This is a genomic window from Streptomyces sp. NPDC002787 (assembly GCF_053592095.1).
The window spans coordinates 124170-138917 of the sequence record NZ_JBSFVC010000013.1; the positions used below are offsets into that span (position 1 = coordinate 124170).

Sequence of the window (14748 nt, forward strand, 5' to 3'; positions counted from 1 at the left end):
TGCCCCGCTCGCCGTCGGACCACCACTGGACCTCTCTGGACCCCTACGACGTCCGAAGCCGCCGCCGGGTTCCCTTTTTCCCGGTTTCCCGTCACCTGGCGGGAGTTGATCCGGCTGGTCGGCGGGGATTCTCCGGCCACTCGCCGGATGGGCACGCGTGTGGGGCGCCCCCGACTGTGAAGTCCATGACACAAGACATGTCGTCGGACTTGTCGTCCACGCCGACCGCCTCCCGCGCCACCGCCACCGAGCGTGCCGCCGAGGCCACGGTCCCGACCGCCGCGCCCGGCACCGCGGCGGACCGGCCCGCCGCGGTCTCCGGGGAGCCGTCGACAGGGCGGCTGGTGGGCATCGATCTGGCCCGTGGGCTCGCGGTGTTCGGCATGTACGCCGCCCACGTCGGCCCGGACCCGGCGGCCGGCGGGCCGCTGGGATTCGTCATGGAGCTGGCGCGCGGCCGCTCCTCCGCGCTGTTCGCGCTGCTCGCCGGTTTCACCCTGGTGCTGATCACCGGCCGTCCGCAGCCGCGTACCGGGCGCGCCGGACGGCAGGCGGTCGGCCGGATGGTCATCCGCTCCCTCGTGCTGATCGTCCTGGGATCCGCCCTGACCGCCCTCGACACCGACGTCGACGTGATCCTCGCCTTCTACGGGCTGACCTTCCTCGCCGTCCTCCCGCTGTACCGGCTGGGGACCGGGACGCTCGCGGTCCTCGCCGCCGCCGGAGCGCTCGTCATGCCCCAGGTCCTGTACGCGGTACGCCTGTCGATCGAGGAGGGAAGCTGGGCGGACACCGTCGTCGCCGGGGACCCGCTGGCCCGCATCGGCGACACGGACGGCTTCATGGAGCTACTGTTCACGGGTGAGTACCCCGTGCTCACCTGGATGTCGTTCATACTCGTCGGCATGGCCGTGGCCCGGCTCGACCTCACCCGCGGCGCGATCCGCACCCAACTGGCTGTCGTCGGCGGTGCGTTGGCCGTGCTCGGCCACGGCGGCTCCTGGCTGGCGCTGCGTCTCGTCCCGCACGCGCAGGCGACCGTCGCCGCCGCCACGGACGGTGACGGGGCCACCTCGGCCTGGTGGTCGGACACCGTCGGCCACCTCGTCGACGACACCCCGGCGGCCTGGCTCCTGGTGGGCGCGCCGCACAGCCAGACGACCTTCTCCATCCTCGGCAACACCGGCGTCGCCCTCATCGTCGTGGCGCTGTGCGTCACCGCCACGGACCGGCTGCCACGCCTGAGGCGCCTCACCACCCCGGTCCGCGCCGTCGGCATGACGGCCCTGACCGCGTACGTCCTCCACATCCTCGCCATCCGGGAGTTCGGCATGGAGGAGGAGACCGGCCCGGCCCTCGTCGACCTCCTCCTCTACAGCCTGGTCGCGATGCTGCTCGCCACCGCCTGGACCCGACGGTTCCGCCGTGGCCCGCTGGAGCACCTGCTCCACCTCGGCACGCGCCCGGCGCGCCACATCAGGTGACGGTCGGGCGAACTCCGGTCGAACCACCGCCGATTCATCATGTCGTCATGGACAGGTCACGTCCGTCTGCGGGCAAGCTTCTCTCCGCACCATCTGCATGTCCCCGACATCACCATCTGCATGTCCCCGACATGCGACGACATCACGACGGTAAGGATGCGCCCTGTGAGAACGCCCCGCACTGCTCGAAGAGTCGCCCTGCTCGCCTCGGGCACCGCGCTGACCACCTTCCTCACGGCCTCCCCGGCCGGAGCGGGTACGTCCGCCCTCCCGACGGTGACCGCGAGGAGCGAGTCGGCCGCGCTCTACGACGACGAGGCCGGCGGCAACTCCGACGCCGACGACCCGGCGATCTGGCGGAACCCCGCCGACCCCGGCCGCAGCCTCGTCGTCGCCACCGCCAAGGAGGGCGGCCTGCGCGTCTACGACCTCGACGCCCGCCTGGTGCAGTCACTGCCCGCGCCGAAGCCGCCGGCGGGGGACGACGCCCCGGGCCGCTACAACAACGTCGACCTCGTCACCGGCCTGCGCACCTCCACGGGCCGAGCCGACGTGGCGGTGGTCAGCGACCGGGGCAACGACCGGCTGCGGATCTACCGCATCGACCCGTCCCGCCCCGGCGACCCGCTGACCGACGTCACCGACCCGGCCGCCGCGCCCGTCTTCTCCGCCGACCAGGCCGAGATCAACGACCAGCGCACCGCGTACGGCCTCGCCACCTGGACGGACACGGCCACCGGCCGCACCTACGCCCTGGTCAGCCGGCGCGAGCGCACCCGCCTCGCCCTGCTCGAACTCCTCCCGGCGGCGAACGGCAAGGTCGGCTACCGCAAGATCCGCACCCTCGACCTGCCCGCGTCCTTCCGCCTGCCCGACGGCACGACCTGGAGTCCCTGCGGCGAACCCGGTGAACTCCCGCAGGTCGAGGGCATGGTCGTCGACCCGGCCACCGGCACCCTCTACGCAGGCCAGGAGGACATCGGCATCTGGCGCCTGCGGGCCGACCTCACCGGCAAGCCGGTCCTGATCGACAGGACCAAGGAGTACGGCGTCCCCGGGACGTACGACGAGGAGACCGAGGAGTGCGCGCCGGGCGCCGACCCCGGCTACGGCGGGAAGCGGCTGTCGGCCGACGTCGAGGGACTGACGATCTATCAGGAACGCGACGGAGACGGCTACTTGCTCGCCTCCAGCCAGGGCGACGACACCTTCGCCCTGTACGACCGTGAGGTGAGCGAGGGCAACGAGTACGAGGGCGGCTTCAGGATCGGAGCCGCGACGCAGACGCTGGACAGCGTGGAGGAGTGCGACGGCGCCGCGATCCTGAACGCCCCGCTGGGCAGCCGCTATCCGCGCGGCCTCCTCGTCGTCCAGGACGGCCACGAGACCCCGGAGGTCCCGGACGGCGAGGGCGGCACCCGCACGGCCACCGGCTTCAAGTTCGTCGACCTCGGCAAGGTGGTCGACGCCACCGGTATGTGAGCGTCCATGGCGGCCGGTGCCGGCCGATGTCAGCCCTCGGTCGCGCAGAGGGGGTCGTCGACGAGCCCGGCCGCCAGCCACTGCTCCACGGCGGCGACATGGACGGTCGCTGCCGAGACCGCCAGCGCCGCGTCACGGGCCCGCAGGGCGCGCAGGATCTCCTCGTGCTCGCGGTGGGCGTGCTCCACGGCCCGCTCGGTGCGGCTGCCCCGGACGATACGGGCCCGCTGGGTGCGGGTGGAGAGCACCCGCAGCAGCATCGACAGCACCGGGTTGCCGACCGCCTCGACGATCCGTAGATGGAAGGCGATGTCGTGGCCGACGAACTCCTCGACCGTGGCGGCGGCCCGTGACCGCTCCAGGATGACGCCGAGTTCCCGCAGGTCGTCGGCGGTGAGCAGCGCGGCGGCCGCCCCGGTCGCCTGGGGTTCGAGCAGCCGCCGTACCTGGAGCAGTTGCAGGGCCGTCTGCCCCTGGGAGACGTCCGAGGCGAAGGAGAGCGACTCCAGCAGGAGATGGGGCTCCAGACTGGACACGTACGTGCCGTCGCCCTGCCGGGTGACCAGGATCCGCATGGCGGTCAGCGCCCGTACGGCCTCCCGCAGCGAGCTGCGGGACAGACCGAGTTGTGCGGCGAGGATCTCCTCCTTGGGGAGCCGGGAGCCCGGGGCGAGCTGACCGGCCACGATCATCGCCTTGATCTTGTCCATCGCCTCGTCCGTCAGTGCCACGAGGGTGCCTCCCTGTACCGGGGCTACTCCTGCTTCTCGCCCGAGGCGAAGCGGGAGATGATCAGCGCGACGATGATGATCGCGCCGTTGAGGAACTGGTTCCACAGCGGCGGCACACCCGCCAGCGTCATGACGTTCACGACGAGCTGCAGGGTGAGCACACCGGTGAGCGCGCCGAAGATCGAGCCCTTGCCGCCGTTGAGGCTCACTCCGCCGATGACGGTCGCGGCGAAGACCTGGAAGATCCAGCCGCTGCCCTGGGTGGCGGAGATCGAGCCGTAGTGGCCGCTGTAGAGGATGCCGGCGAACGCGGCCAGCACACTGCCGAGGATCAGCACCGCCCACACGATCCGGTCCACCCGGATGCCTGCCGTGCGGGCCGCCTCCGCGTTGCCGCCGATCGCGTACAGGGCCCGGCCGTGCCGCAGCCAGGCCAGCGCGCTGCCGCCGAGGGCGAACAGCACCACGCAGATCCAGATCGCGGCCGGCGCACCCAGCCACGACGCCTTGCCCAGGTAGGTGAAGGAGGAGGGCAGTTCGACGATGGACTGGCCCTCCGAGAGGGCGACCTGGAGACCGCGCAGCATGGTCAGCATGCCGAGCGTGACGATGAAGCCGTTGAGGCGCAGCTTCAGGATCAGGAACCCGTTGACGGCCCCGATCACCACGCCCACCAGCAGACAGAGCGGTACGGCCGTCCACTCGGGCAGCAGTCCGAGCCCGGTGAACCGGGCGCCGCTGGTCGGCAGGACCAGCCAGACGGCGATGACGGGCGCCACGCCGATGGTGGACTCCAGGGACAGGTCCATCCGGCCGCAGATCAGGATCAGCGCGGTGGCCAGCACCAGCAGACTCAGCTCGGTGGACTGCTGGGCCACACCGATGAGGTTGTCGGCGGTCAGGAAGGCCGGCGAGACGATGAACCCGATCAGGCCCAGGACCAGGATGGCCGGGACCAGGGACAGCTCACGGAAGCGACCGAGGTCGAGCCCGCGGCGGGTGTCTCCGGCGGTCTCCCGCGCCACGCTCGTGGCGGGGTCGGTGACATCAGTGGTGGCGGACATGACTACCTTCCGTGCTCTTCGGTGGTGTCAGAGGCGGTGTCAGCGGTGCGATCGGAGGCGGGGCTAGGGGCGGGGCCAGGGGCGCTGTCGGATGTGTCGGCCCGGTCGGCCACGCCCTCCATGGCGGCGACCACGTGCTCGTCCTTCCAGCCGCGGTCGAACTCGGCGACCACCCGCCCGTGGAACATCACCACGAGCCGGTCGCACACCTTCAGATCGTCCAGCTCGTCGGAGACGATCAGCGCGGCCTTCCCGCCGTCGGCGATCTGCCGGATCCGGCGCAGCAGGAACTCCTTGGACTTGACGTCCACGCCGTTGGTGGGGCGGATGGCCACCAGCACATGCGGATCGGTGGCCAGGGCCCGGGCCACGACGACCTTCTGTTGGTTCCCGCCCGACAGGGCCGATACGGGGGTGGCCCCGCCCGGGGTCTTGATGTCGAGGTCCCTGATCATGCGCTGGGCGAAGATCCTGGTCCGGGCGGGCAGCACCGTGCCGTACGGGCCGAGCTGGTCGGTGACGGTGAGCGTCGCGTTCTCCGCCACGCTGCGGTTGTTGACCAGCCCCTGCAGATGACGGTCCTCCGGGACCAGCCCGACACCGACGGCCAGCGCCGACGGCACACTGCCACCGCGTACGCGCCGTCCACGAACGGAGATCGTGCCCTCCTCGACGCGGTGCAGACCGGCGACGGCCTCGCCCACCCGCACATTGCCGCTGGCCGTGGCGCCGGCCAGGCCGACCACCTCGCCCGAGCGGACCGAGAGGGAGAAGTCCTGGCAGGCGCCGGGCAGGGTCAGGCCCTCGACCGCCAGGAGTTCGGGGGAGTCGGCCCGGACCGGGGCGCGGTTCTCGACGGCTGCCGCCGCCGTGACGGTGGTCTCCCCGGTCATGGCCTCCACCAGGGCCTGGTGGCCGAGCTCGGCGACGGGCGCGGTCAGGATGTGGGCCGCGTCGCGGTAGACCGTGACGGTGGTGCAGAGGTCGTACACCTCTTGCAGATGGTGCGAGATGAAGAGGAAGGCGACGCCCTGCCGCTGGAGGTCGCGGAGCTTGTCGAAGAGGCGGTTGATGCCGCGGGCGTCGAGCTTGGCGGTCGGCTCGTCGAGGATGATGAAGCGCGCGCCGAACGACAGCGCCCGGGCGATCTCGACGAACTGCCGCTGCTCGACGGTGAGGTCCTTCGCCCGTGCTCCGGGGTCGACGTCCACGCCGTACTCGGCGAGCAACTCCTCGGCCCTGCCGCGTAGTTGCTTCCACCGGATGGGCCGCAGGGGACCGTCGCTCTGCCGGTTCAGGAAGAGGTTCTCGGCGACGGTCAGGTCCTGGATGATCGTGGACTTCTGGTAGACGCAGGCGACCTTGGAGCGCCAGGCGTCGATGTCCCCGACAGCGGGCGCCGGTTCGCCGGAGAAGCGCAGGGTGCCGGTGTCGGCGTCTTGCAGTCCGGTCAGGATGGACACCAGCGTCGACTTGCCGGCGCCGTTGCGGCCGACCAGCGCGTGCGACTCGCCGGGGGCGATGATGATCCGGGCATCGCGCAGCGCGACGGTGGCGCCGAACCTCTTGCTGATGCCGGTGGCCTCGGCCACCGGGGCGGGGCTCCCGGCGGCCGGGTTCCCGCCGCCGTTCGCCGCGGCGGTGGCGGTGTCCGCCATGGTGGATACCGTCCTTCGTGGGGTGTCCTTCGTGGGGTGGATACGAGGGGCTGCGGGCGGAGGGACGGGCCGCGTCCCTCCGCCCGGCCGTCGGCCCTTTCGGCGCCGGCCGAACCGGCCGGACTAGCCGACGCTGTTGCCCCACAGGGTCTTGTCGTCCACGTTGTCCTTGGTCACCAGCGGTGCCGGCAGCTGGTCCTCCAGGCCGTTCGGGATCTCGATGATCGTGGAGTCGTGGTCGGTCTTGCCCGGCTTGAAGGTCTTGCCCTCGGCCGCCGCCTGCGCGTAGTACAGCGCGTACTTGGCGTACAGGTCGGCGGGCTGGGAGATCGTCGCGTCGATCTGGCCCTTGCGGATCGCGTCGAACTCCTGCGGGATACCGTCGTTGGAGATGATCGAGATGTGCCCCTTCTGGCCGGCCGGCTTGAGCAGGCCCTTCTGCTCGAGGAGGGCCAGGGTCGGCTGGAGGAAGACACCGCCGGCCTGCATGTAGATGCCGTTCAGGTCCGGGTGCTGGGCGAGCAGGCTCTGCAGCTTGGCGGAGGCCACGTCGCCCTTCCAGTCGGTGGGCAGCTCGAACACCTTGATGTCGGGGAACTTGGTCTTCATGCACTCAGCGAAGGCCTCGGAGCGGTCCCGCCCGTTGATGGAGTCCAGGGCGCCCTGCAGCTCGGCGACCTTGCCCTTGCCGCCCAGCTGCTCGCCGAGGAACTCGCACGCCTTGGTGCCGTACGCCCGGTTGTCGGCGCGCACGACCATGTAGACGTCGCCCTTGTCGGGCCGCGTGTCGACGCTGACCACGGGGATCTTCTTCGACGCGAGGGTGTCGAGGGTGGAGGCGATGGCCCCGGTGTCCTGGGGGGCCATGACGACGGCCTTGGCGCCCGTGTTCTGGAACACCTGCACGTTGGCGACCAGCTTGGTGATGTCGTTCTGCGAGTTGCTGAGCGGAAGCGCGTTGGTGCCCTCGGACTTGATGTCTTTCTTCAGGTACTCGGCGTAGGAGTTCCAGAAGTCGGAGTCGGAGCGTGGCAGGTCGAAGCCGATGGCGGGCTTGTCGCCGCCCGAGCCGGCCGACCCCGAGCTGTCGCGGTTGCACGCGGTGAGAAGGCTGAGGGCCGCGAGGGCGCAGGCCGCTGCTGCGGTGGAGCGGGTGCGAACGAGCTTCATGGCCGGGTTCTCCTTAGCCAGGACAGGGAGGCCGCCCTCCGGGACAGGCATGCGTGGACCGTCGGAGGGGAGGACAGAGGGGCAACCGGTGTACGAGGGGCGGAGTCTGAACGGCCGCTCTTTGAGGACGGGCTGCGGCGCCGATGCTATTCCTCCGATGTATCTCGGACGTCGAGGACGTTACGACGGCATTGCTTGAGTTGACAAGGGGTCGCCGCCAAGGAATTGCGGGCTCGATCTAGGGAGTGCGCGACGATCATCACGGGGGTGAATTCGTATATGCCGGATATGTTCCCTAAGCAACACCTCCCTGCCGATCAAATACATCCGAGGAATGCGTTGTCATGCCGCCGAACTGCCCTTAAAGTCACGGTGCGCCATTCCTCCGATGAATGAACGACCCCCATGGCAAAGGGAGCTGCCCCAGTGAAACTGCTACGCGTCGGCGCCCCGGGAGAGGAGCGGCCCGCTGTCCGCACCGATGACGGCCGGCTGCTGGATCTGTCCTCCGTGGCCTCCGAGATCGACGGCGCCTTCTTCGCCGGGGACGGCGTGGAGCGGGCCCGCTCGGCGGTCGCCGCGGGCGGGCTGCCCGAACTCGATGCGGACGGTCTGCGGGTCGGCGCCCCTGTCGCCCGTCCCGGCAAGGTCGTCTGTGTCGGGCTGAACTACCGCGACCACGCCGCCGAGACGGGTGCCGCGATTCCTCCTCGCCCTGTGGTCTTCATGAAGGACCCGGGCACCGTCGTCGGCCCGTACGACGAGGTGCTGATCCCGCGTGGCTCGGTGAGGACGGACTGGGAGGTCGAGCTGGGTGTCGTCATCGGCCGCCGGGCGCGCTACCTGGAGGGCCCCGAGGAAGCGGCCGAGGTGATCGCCGGCTACGTGGTCAGCCATGACGTCTCCGAGCGTGAGTTCCAGCTGGAGTACTCCTCGCAGTGGGACCTGGGCAAGTCCTGCGAGACCTTCAACCCGATGGGTCCCTGGCTGGTCACCGCCGACGAGATCGGTGACCCTCAGGACCTCGGGCTCCGCCTGAGCGTCAACGGTGTGAAGCGGCAGGACGGCCACACCCGCGACATGATCTTCCCGGTCCACGAGATCGTGGCCTATCTGAGCCGGTACATGGTCCTGGAGCCCGGTGATGTGATCAATACCGGTACGCCTGCGGGTGTGGCCCTCGGCCTGCCCGGCACTCCCTTCCTGCGCCCGGGTGACACCGTCGACCTCGAGATCGACGGGCTCGGCAGCCAGCGCCAGACCTTCGGCCAAGCGTGAAAGGCACCCCCGTGACTGCAACCCCCGCCCGGATCACCGCGGTCGACACCTACGACATCCGCTTCCCCACCTCACGGGAGCTGGACGGGTCGGACGCGATGAACCCCGATCCCGACTACTCCGCCGCCTACGTGGTGCTGCGCACCGACGCCGGCGACGGCCTCGAAGGCCACGGCTTCACCTTCACCATCGGCCGCGGCAACGATGTCCAGGTCGCCGCCATCAACGCCCTGCGACCCCACGTGGTGGGCCGCTCGGTCCAGGAGCTGTGCGCGGACCCCGGCTCGGTCAGCCGCGACCTGATCGGGGACAGCCAGCTGCGCTGGCTCGGCCCCGAGAAGGGCGTGATGCACATGGCCATCGGCGCCGTCGTCAACGCCGTGTGGGACCTGGCCGCCAAACGCGCCGGGCAGCCGCTGTGGCGGCTGCTCGCCCACGCCGACCCCGAGTGGCTGGTCTCCCAGGTCGACTTCCGCTACATCGCCGACGCCCTCACCCCCCAGGAAGCCCTCCACCTGCTGCGCCAGGGCCGCACCGGGCTCGCCGAGCGCGAGGCGATCCTGCTGGAGCGCGGCTACCCCGGCTACACCACCTCTCCCGGCTGGCTCGGCTACTCCGACGCGAAACTCACCCGGCTGGCCAAGCAGGCCGTCGCCGACGGCTTCACCCAGATCAAGCTCAAGGTCGGCGCCGACCTCGACGACGACATCCGCCGGCTGCGCACCGCCCGCGCCGCCGTCGGCGACGGCATCCGCATCGCCATCGACGCCAACCAGCGCTGGAACGTCGACGAAGCCGTCGAATGGACCAACGCGCTCGCCGAGTTCGACCCGTACTGGATCGAGGAGCCCACCAGCCCCGACGACATCCTCGGCCACGCCGCCGTCCGCCAGGGCGTGGCCCCGGTGAAGGTCGCCACCGGCGAACACGTCCACAACCGCATCGTCTTCAAGCAGCTCCTCCAGGCCGGCGCCATCGACGTCCTCCAGATCGACGCGGCCCGCGTCGGCGGCGTCAACGAGAACCTCGCCATCCTGCTCCTCGCCGCCAAGTTCGGCATCCCGGTATGCCCGCACGCCGGCGGAGTGGGCCTGTGCGAACTGGTCCAGCACCTGTCGATGTTCGACTACCTGACACTCTCCGGCACCACGGACAACCGCGTCATCGAATACGTCGACCACCTCCACGAGCACTTCACCGACCCCGTGGTGATCCGCGACGGCCACTACACCGTCCCTCTGACGCCGGGCTTCTCCGCCACCATGCACACCGCGTCCCTCGCCGAATACCGTTACCCGGACGGGACGTTCTGGGCCGCCGACCTCGCTGGACGGGAGGAAGTCGCATGATGGATCTGTCAGGTCTCCGCGCGATCGTCACCGGGGGTGCGTCCGGTATCGGGCTGGCCACCGCCCGGCTGCTGGCCGCACGGGGCGCAGAGGTCGCCGTACTCGATCTCGACCCCTCCGGGGCCTCGGCCCCGCTGCTCGGCCTCAAGGCCGACGTCACCGACGACGCCTCCGTACGGGCCGCCGTCACGGAGGCCGTGGAGCGGCTCGGCGGCCTGGACATCCTCGTGAACAACGCGGGCATCGGAGCGCAGGGCACCGTCGAGGACAACCCGGACGAGCAGTGGCACCGCGTCCTGGACGTCAACGTTCTCGGCATGGTGCGCACCAGCCGGGCCGCCCTGCCCCACCTGCGGGGCTCCTCCCACGCGGCGATCGTCAACACCTGCTCCATCGCCGCCACCGCCGGCCTGCCGCAACGCGCCCTCTACTCCGCCAGCAAGGGCGCCGTACTGTCCCTCACCCTGGCCATGGCCGCCGACCACGTCCGCGAGGGCATCCGCGTCAACTGCGTCAACCCCGGCACCGCCGACACCCCCTGGATCGGCCGACTCCTCGACGCGGCCGACGACCCCGAGGCCGAGCGGGCCGCCCTCAACGCCCGCCAGCCCATGGGCCGCCTGGTCACCGCCGACGAGGTCGCCGCCGCCATCGCCTACCTCGCAAGCCCCGCCGCGGCCAGCATCACCGGCACCGCCCTCGCCGTCGACGGCGGTATGCAGGGGCTCCGGCTCCGCCCGGCCGGCTCATGAGGACCACGACCCTCGGTCGCACCGACGTCCGCGTCACCGAACTGGCGTACGGCGCCGCGGGCATCGGCAACCTCTTCCGCCCGGTGCCCGACGAGGAGGCCGCCGCCGCGATCGACGCGGCCTGGGACGCCGGGATCCGCACCTTCGACACCGCACCCCACTACGGGCTCGGCCTGTCCGAACGCCGCCTGGGCGCCGCGCTCGGGGGCCGCCCCCGGAAGTCGTACACGATCTCCACCAAGGTCGGCCGGCTGCTGGTGGAGAACGAGAGCGTCGAGGGCGATGACCTGGCGAACGGCTTCGCGGTCCCGGCGACCCACCGCCGCGTCTGGGACTTCACCGCCGACGGCGTCCTGCGCTCCCTGGAGGCCAGCCTTGGACGGCTCGGCCTGGACCACGTGGACGTGGTGCTCCTCCACGATCCCGACGACCACGCCGAGCAGGCCCTGCGCGAGGCCTACCCGGCGCTGGAGCGCCTGCGCGCCGAAGGCGTGGTCGGGGCGATCGGCGTCGGCATGAACCAGTCCGCGCTGCCCGCCCGCTTCCTGCGCGAGACCGACATCGACGTGGTCCTGCTGGCCGGCCGCTACACCCTCCTCGAACAGGAGGGGCTGCACGAGCTGCTGCCCGAGGCCGCCGCCCGGGGGCGCAGCGTGCTGATCGGCGGTGCCTTCAACTCCGGCCTGCTGATCGACCCGAATCCGGGCGCCACGTACGACTACGCCCCCGTCCCGCGGACCGTGCTCGACCGCGCCCTGCGGCTGAAGACGGTCACCGAACGCCACGGTGTACCGCTGCGCGCCGCCGCCCTGGCGTTCCCCTCCGCCCATCCGGCGGTGGCGGCCGTGCTGACGGGCGCGCGCTCCGCCGAGGAGGTGCGCGACACGGTCGACCTGCTCAGCCGTCGGATCCCGGCCGCCCTCTGGGACGAACTGCGCGCCGAGGGGCTGCTGAACCCGAACATCCCCGTCCCACAGTTGAAGGAGGCATGATGAGAGTCGCCCTGCACACCAAGGTCCGAGCCGACCGCGTCGAGGAGTACGAGGCGGCCCACCGCGAGGTCCCCGAGGAGCTGACCACCGCCATCCGCGCCGCCGGGGTGAGCGAGTGGACGATCTGGCGCAGCGGCACCGACCTCTTCCATCTGCTGGAGGTCGAGGACTACGCGGCGATGATCGCCGAACTGGAGAAACTGCCGGTCAACATCGCCTGGCAGGCCCGCATGGCCGACCTCCTCGACGTCGTCCACGACTACTCGGCCGAGGGCTCCGACGCCGGACTGCCCGTGGTGTGGGAACTGTGACCGGCACGGACGACGCCGACGCCTGGACCGTCGACGCCCATCACCACGTCTGGGACCTCTCCGTCCGTGACCAGGACTGGATCACCGGTCCTGAACTCGCCCCGCTGCGCCGTGACTTCACCCTCAGCGAGCTGGAGTCCGCCGCGAGCGTCGCCCGTGTCACCGCCACGGTCCTGGTCCAGACGATCACCGTGCCCGAGGAGACCCCGGAGTTCCTGGCCCTCGCCGCCGGCAGCGACGTGGTCGCCGGGGTCGTCGGCTGGACCGACCTCACCTCTCCCGCCGTCGCCGACGCCCTGGCCGAACTGCGCGAAGGCCCCGGCGGGGAGTACCTCGTGGGCATCCGCCACCAGGTGCAGGGCGAACCCGACCCCCGCTGGCTGGCGCGCCCGGACGTCCTGCGAGGCCTCGCCGAGGTCGCCGACGCGGGACTCGTCTACGACCTCCTGGTTCAGCCGCACCAACTCCCGGCCGCCGTGGAGGCGGCGGCCCGTCTCCCGCAACTCACCTTCGTCCTGGACCACTTGGGGAAGCCACCCGTCGCCTCCGGTGAACTGGAGCCATGGGCGGGGGAGATCCGGCGGCTGGCCGCCCTGCCGAACACCGTGTGCAAGCTCTCCGGCCTGGTCACGGAGGCCGACTGGCACTCCTGGCAGGTCGCGGACCTCGTCCCGTACGCCGACACCGTGCTGGACGCCTTCGGCCCCGAGCGGCTGATGTACGGCTCCGACTGGCCGGTCTGCCGGCTCGCCTCCGACTACGTCGAAGTCCTGGACGTGGCCCACTCGTTGATGTGCAAACTGAGTGACGCCGAGGACCGGGAGGTCTTCGCGGGCACCGCCGTCCGCGTCTACGGCCTGCGGATCTGAGGCAGGAGCGGACCCGTTTCGGTGCCCGCCCCCGCCATGGCCGCCAGCTCGTCCGGAGTGCGCGGACCGGGCTCCTCCTCGGCCAACAGGCCCTGGTCGCGCAGGAGTCGAGCGACCGCGACACCCCAGGGGAGCCGAAGCCCCGCCGCCTGGAGGAGATCCGTGCGGGCGAGCATCTCGGCCACCGGGCCCGTGCGCGCGCCGGCCGGGGTGAGCAGCGCCGCGTCGTCGGCCCACCGCAGGGCGAGGTCGACGTCGTGGGTGGCCATCACGACGGTGGTGCCCGCCCGGCGCAGTTCGTCGAGGGTGGCGAGGAGCCGCTCCTGGCCGTCGGGGTCGAGCCCGGCGGTCGGCTCGTCGAGGATCAGGACACGCGGCCGCATCGCGACCGCGCCGGCGATGGCGGTGCGTTTGCGCTGGCCGTAGGAGAGCAGATGGGTGGGCCGGTCCGCGAGGGCGGCGATGCCGAGGGCGCCGAGCGCCTCGTCCACGCGGGCCCGCACCTGCGCGTCGGACAGCCCGAGGTTCAGCGGCCCGAACGACACGTCCTGCGCGACGGACGCCGCGAAGAGCTGGTCGTCCGGGTCCTGCACGACCAGCTGCACGGTCGTACGCAGCCGGGTCAGGCCCTTGCGGTCGTACGTCACCGGCTGCCCCTCGACCGCCAACCCGCCCGTGCGGGGCCGCAGTCCACCGCTGAGCAGCCGCATCAGCGTGGTCTTGCCGCTGCCGTTGCGGCCCAGCAGGGCGAGCGCGCGGCCTTCGCGCACCTCGAAGTCGAGGTCGCTGAGCACGGCCGGACCGTCCTCGTACGCGAAGGACGCGCCCCGCAGGGCGACCAGCACGGGCTCGCTCATGTCAGCGGCCTTTCCAGGACGAAGGTGAGGGCGGCCACGGCCGCGAGGAGCACGACACTGGCCGTGGTGAAGCGCACGGAGACCCGGGCATCGGGCACCAGAACGCGCAGGGTGCCGTCGTAGCCCCGTCCGGCGAGCCCGGTCTGGAGCCGCGCGGCCCGGTCGAAGGCCCGCACGAACGCGGTGGCGCCCAGCCCGGCGAGCGAACGCCAGGTGGCCGCCCGCGTGGTGTGACCCAGCCTGGCAGCCTGCGCCTCCCGGATCCGGCGTACCGAGTCCAGCAGCAGGAAGCTCATGCGGTACGTGACCAGCGCGACGTCCACGACCGGCGCGGGCACCCCGGCCTTCACCAGCCGGGGCAGCAGGTCCGACATAGGGGTGGTGAAGGCGAACAGCAGCACGCCGAGGGAGGCGGCCGAGGTGCGCAGCAGCAGTTCCCCGGCGCGGACCGGGCCGCCCTCGGCCAGGGTGACGAACCCGTCGGGCCCGCCGACCTGGACGAGCAGGGGCAGCGCGCCGGTCACGCAGAAGCCCAGGGGCACCCGGTAGGCGCGCCACAACCGACGGCCGGGCACGCCCGCCGGGCCCAGCAGCACGGCGAGCGCGGTCAGCAGCACCAGGGCCGCGCCGGGCCAGGGCGGCAGGGAGATCGCGAGGACCGTGAGGCCCAGTCCCAGCACGGCCTTGTCCACGGGATGGCGACGGCGCCAGCGGCTGCTGTGCGCCGCCGCGTCGATCGGCAGCACGAGAA

The 14748-nt window shown here is 71.5% G+C and carries 14 protein-coding genes; 8 read left to right on the plus strand and 6 right to left on the minus strand.

Annotated elements, in window-relative coordinates; translation table 11 throughout:
* Nucleotides 1-185 precede the first annotated feature (185 nt).
* Entirely contained in the window at nt 186-1484 is a 1299-nt protein-coding gene (locus tag ACWD26_RS19630) for a DUF418 domain-containing protein (RefSeq protein WP_451271663.1), read from the plus strand.
* Nucleotides 1485-1649: 165 nt separating this feature from the next.
* A complete protein-coding gene (locus ACWD26_RS19635; protein WP_451271665.1) occupies nt 1650-2966 on the plus strand; it encodes a phytase in 1317 nt (438 codons plus the stop codon).
* A gap of 29 nt (nt 2967-2995) precedes the next feature.
* Here ACWD26_RS19635 and ACWD26_RS19640 read toward each other — a convergent pair whose 3' ends face one another.
* The 4 genes from ACWD26_RS19640 to ACWD26_RS19655 all read right to left on the minus strand — a co-directional run bounded on the left by ACWD26_RS19640 (nt 2996) and on the right by ACWD26_RS19655 (nt 7589).
* Nucleotides 2996-3697: a FadR/GntR family transcriptional regulator gene (locus ACWD26_RS19640; RefSeq protein WP_451271667.1), complete on the minus strand. Its 702-nt coding sequence runs from the start codon at nt 3695-3697 to the stop codon at nt 2996-2998.
* A gap of 23 nt (nt 3698-3720) precedes the next feature.
* On the minus strand, nt 3721-4761 hold the full coding sequence (locus tag ACWD26_RS19645; protein ID WP_451271669.1) for an ABC transporter permease: 1041 nt from the start codon (nt 4759-4761) through the stop codon (nt 3721-3723).
* Nucleotides 4762-4763: 2 nt separating this feature from the next.
* Nucleotides 4764-6419: a sugar ABC transporter ATP-binding protein gene (locus tag ACWD26_RS19650; protein WP_451271671.1), complete on the minus strand. Its 1656-nt coding sequence runs from the start codon at nt 6417-6419 to the stop codon at nt 4764-4766.
* Between the two features lie 123 nt (nt 6420-6542).
* Complete coding sequence (locus ACWD26_RS19655; RefSeq protein ID WP_451271673.1) at nt 6543-7589, minus strand: sugar ABC transporter substrate-binding protein; 1047 nt, start codon at nt 7587-7589, stop codon at nt 6543-6545.
* A gap of 426 nt (nt 7590-8015) precedes the next feature.
* On the opposite strand from ACWD26_RS19655, the gene ACWD26_RS19660 reads away from it, so the two are divergent.
* The 6 genes from ACWD26_RS19660 to ACWD26_RS19685 are packed head-to-tail and all read left to right on the plus strand — an operon-like array spanning nt 8016 to nt 13140.
* A complete protein-coding gene (locus ACWD26_RS19660) occupies nt 8016-8867 on the plus strand; it encodes a fumarylacetoacetate hydrolase family protein (RefSeq protein ID WP_451271675.1) in 852 nt (283 codons plus the stop codon).
* Between the two features lie 11 nt (nt 8868-8878).
* The gene (locus ACWD26_RS19665) at nt 8879-10216 is read left to right on the plus strand and encodes an L-fuconate dehydratase (protein ID WP_451271677.1); all 1338 of its coding nucleotides are present in this window, start codon (nt 8879-8881) and stop codon (nt 10214-10216) included.
* Nucleotides 10213-10968, plus strand: a complete 756-nt coding sequence (locus ACWD26_RS19670; RefSeq protein WP_451271679.1) for an SDR family NAD(P)-dependent oxidoreductase — start codon at nt 10213-10215, stop codon at nt 10966-10968. Before ACWD26_RS19665 ends, ACWD26_RS19670 begins: the two co-directional genes overlap by 4 nt.
* Nucleotides 10965-11960, plus strand: coding sequence for an aldo/keto reductase (locus ACWD26_RS19675; RefSeq protein WP_451271681.1), 996 nt, complete (start codon nt 10965-10967; stop codon nt 11958-11960). Before ACWD26_RS19670 ends, ACWD26_RS19675 begins: the two co-directional genes overlap by 4 nt.
* Complete coding sequence (locus tag ACWD26_RS19680; RefSeq protein ID WP_451271885.1) at nt 11960-12271, plus strand: L-rhamnose mutarotase; 312 nt, start codon at nt 11960-11962, stop codon at nt 12269-12271. Before ACWD26_RS19675 ends, ACWD26_RS19680 begins: the two co-directional genes overlap by 1 nt.
* Complete coding sequence (locus tag ACWD26_RS19685; RefSeq protein ID WP_451271683.1) at nt 12268-13140, plus strand: amidohydrolase family protein; 873 nt, start codon at nt 12268-12270, stop codon at nt 13138-13140. Before ACWD26_RS19680 ends, ACWD26_RS19685 begins: the two co-directional genes overlap by 4 nt.
* On the opposite strand, the gene ACWD26_RS19690 is transcribed toward ACWD26_RS19685, so the two are convergent.
* Both ACWD26_RS19690 and cbiQ read right to left on the minus strand, forming a co-directional pair.
* Nucleotides 13122-13997, minus strand: coding sequence for an energy-coupling factor ABC transporter ATP-binding protein (locus ACWD26_RS19690; RefSeq protein WP_451271685.1), 876 nt, complete (start codon nt 13995-13997; stop codon nt 13122-13124). The two genes, ACWD26_RS19685 and ACWD26_RS19690, sit on opposite strands and share 19 nt — an antisense overlap.
* Nucleotides 13994-14743 (minus strand): cobalt ECF transporter T component CbiQ, encoded by a 750-nt coding sequence (cbiQ, locus tag ACWD26_RS19695; protein ID WP_451271687.1) that lies wholly within the window; start codon nt 14741-14743, stop codon nt 13994-13996. The genes ACWD26_RS19690 and cbiQ overlap by 4 nt, the downstream gene beginning before the upstream one ends.
* Nucleotides 14744-14748: the final 5 nt, after the last annotated feature.

Bases quoted from the DNA above. Each gene is read 5' to 3' on its own strand.
- ACWD26_RS19655 (WP_451271673.1), bottom strand. From the start codon at position 7,589: ATGAAGCTCGTTCGCACCCGCTCCACCGCAGCAGCGGCCTGCGCCCTC.
- ACWD26_RS19650 (WP_451271671.1), bottom strand. From the start codon at position 6,419: ATGGCGGACACCGCCACCGCCGCGGCGAACGGCGGCGGGAACCCGGCC.
- ACWD26_RS19690 (WP_451271685.1), bottom strand. From the start codon at position 13,997: ATGAGCGAGCCCGTGCTGGTCGCCCTGCGGGGCGCGTCCTTCGCGTAC.
- ACWD26_RS19670 (WP_451271679.1), top strand. From the start codon at position 10,213: ATGATGGATCTGTCAGGTCTCCGCGCGATCGTCACCGGGGGTGCGTCC.
- ACWD26_RS19680 (WP_451271885.1), top strand. From the start codon at position 11,960: ATGAGAGTCGCCCTGCACACCAAGGTCCGAGCCGACCGCGTCGAGGAG.
- ACWD26_RS19630 (WP_451271663.1), top strand. From the start codon at position 186: ATGACACAAGACATGTCGTCGGACTTGTCGTCCACGCCGACCGCCTCC.
- ACWD26_RS19645 (WP_451271669.1), bottom strand. From the start codon at position 4,761: ATGTCCGCCACCACTGATGTCACCGACCCCGCCACGAGCGTGGCGCGG.
- ACWD26_RS19675 (WP_451271681.1), top strand. From the start codon at position 10,965: ATGAGGACCACGACCCTCGGTCGCACCGACGTCCGCGTCACCGAACTG.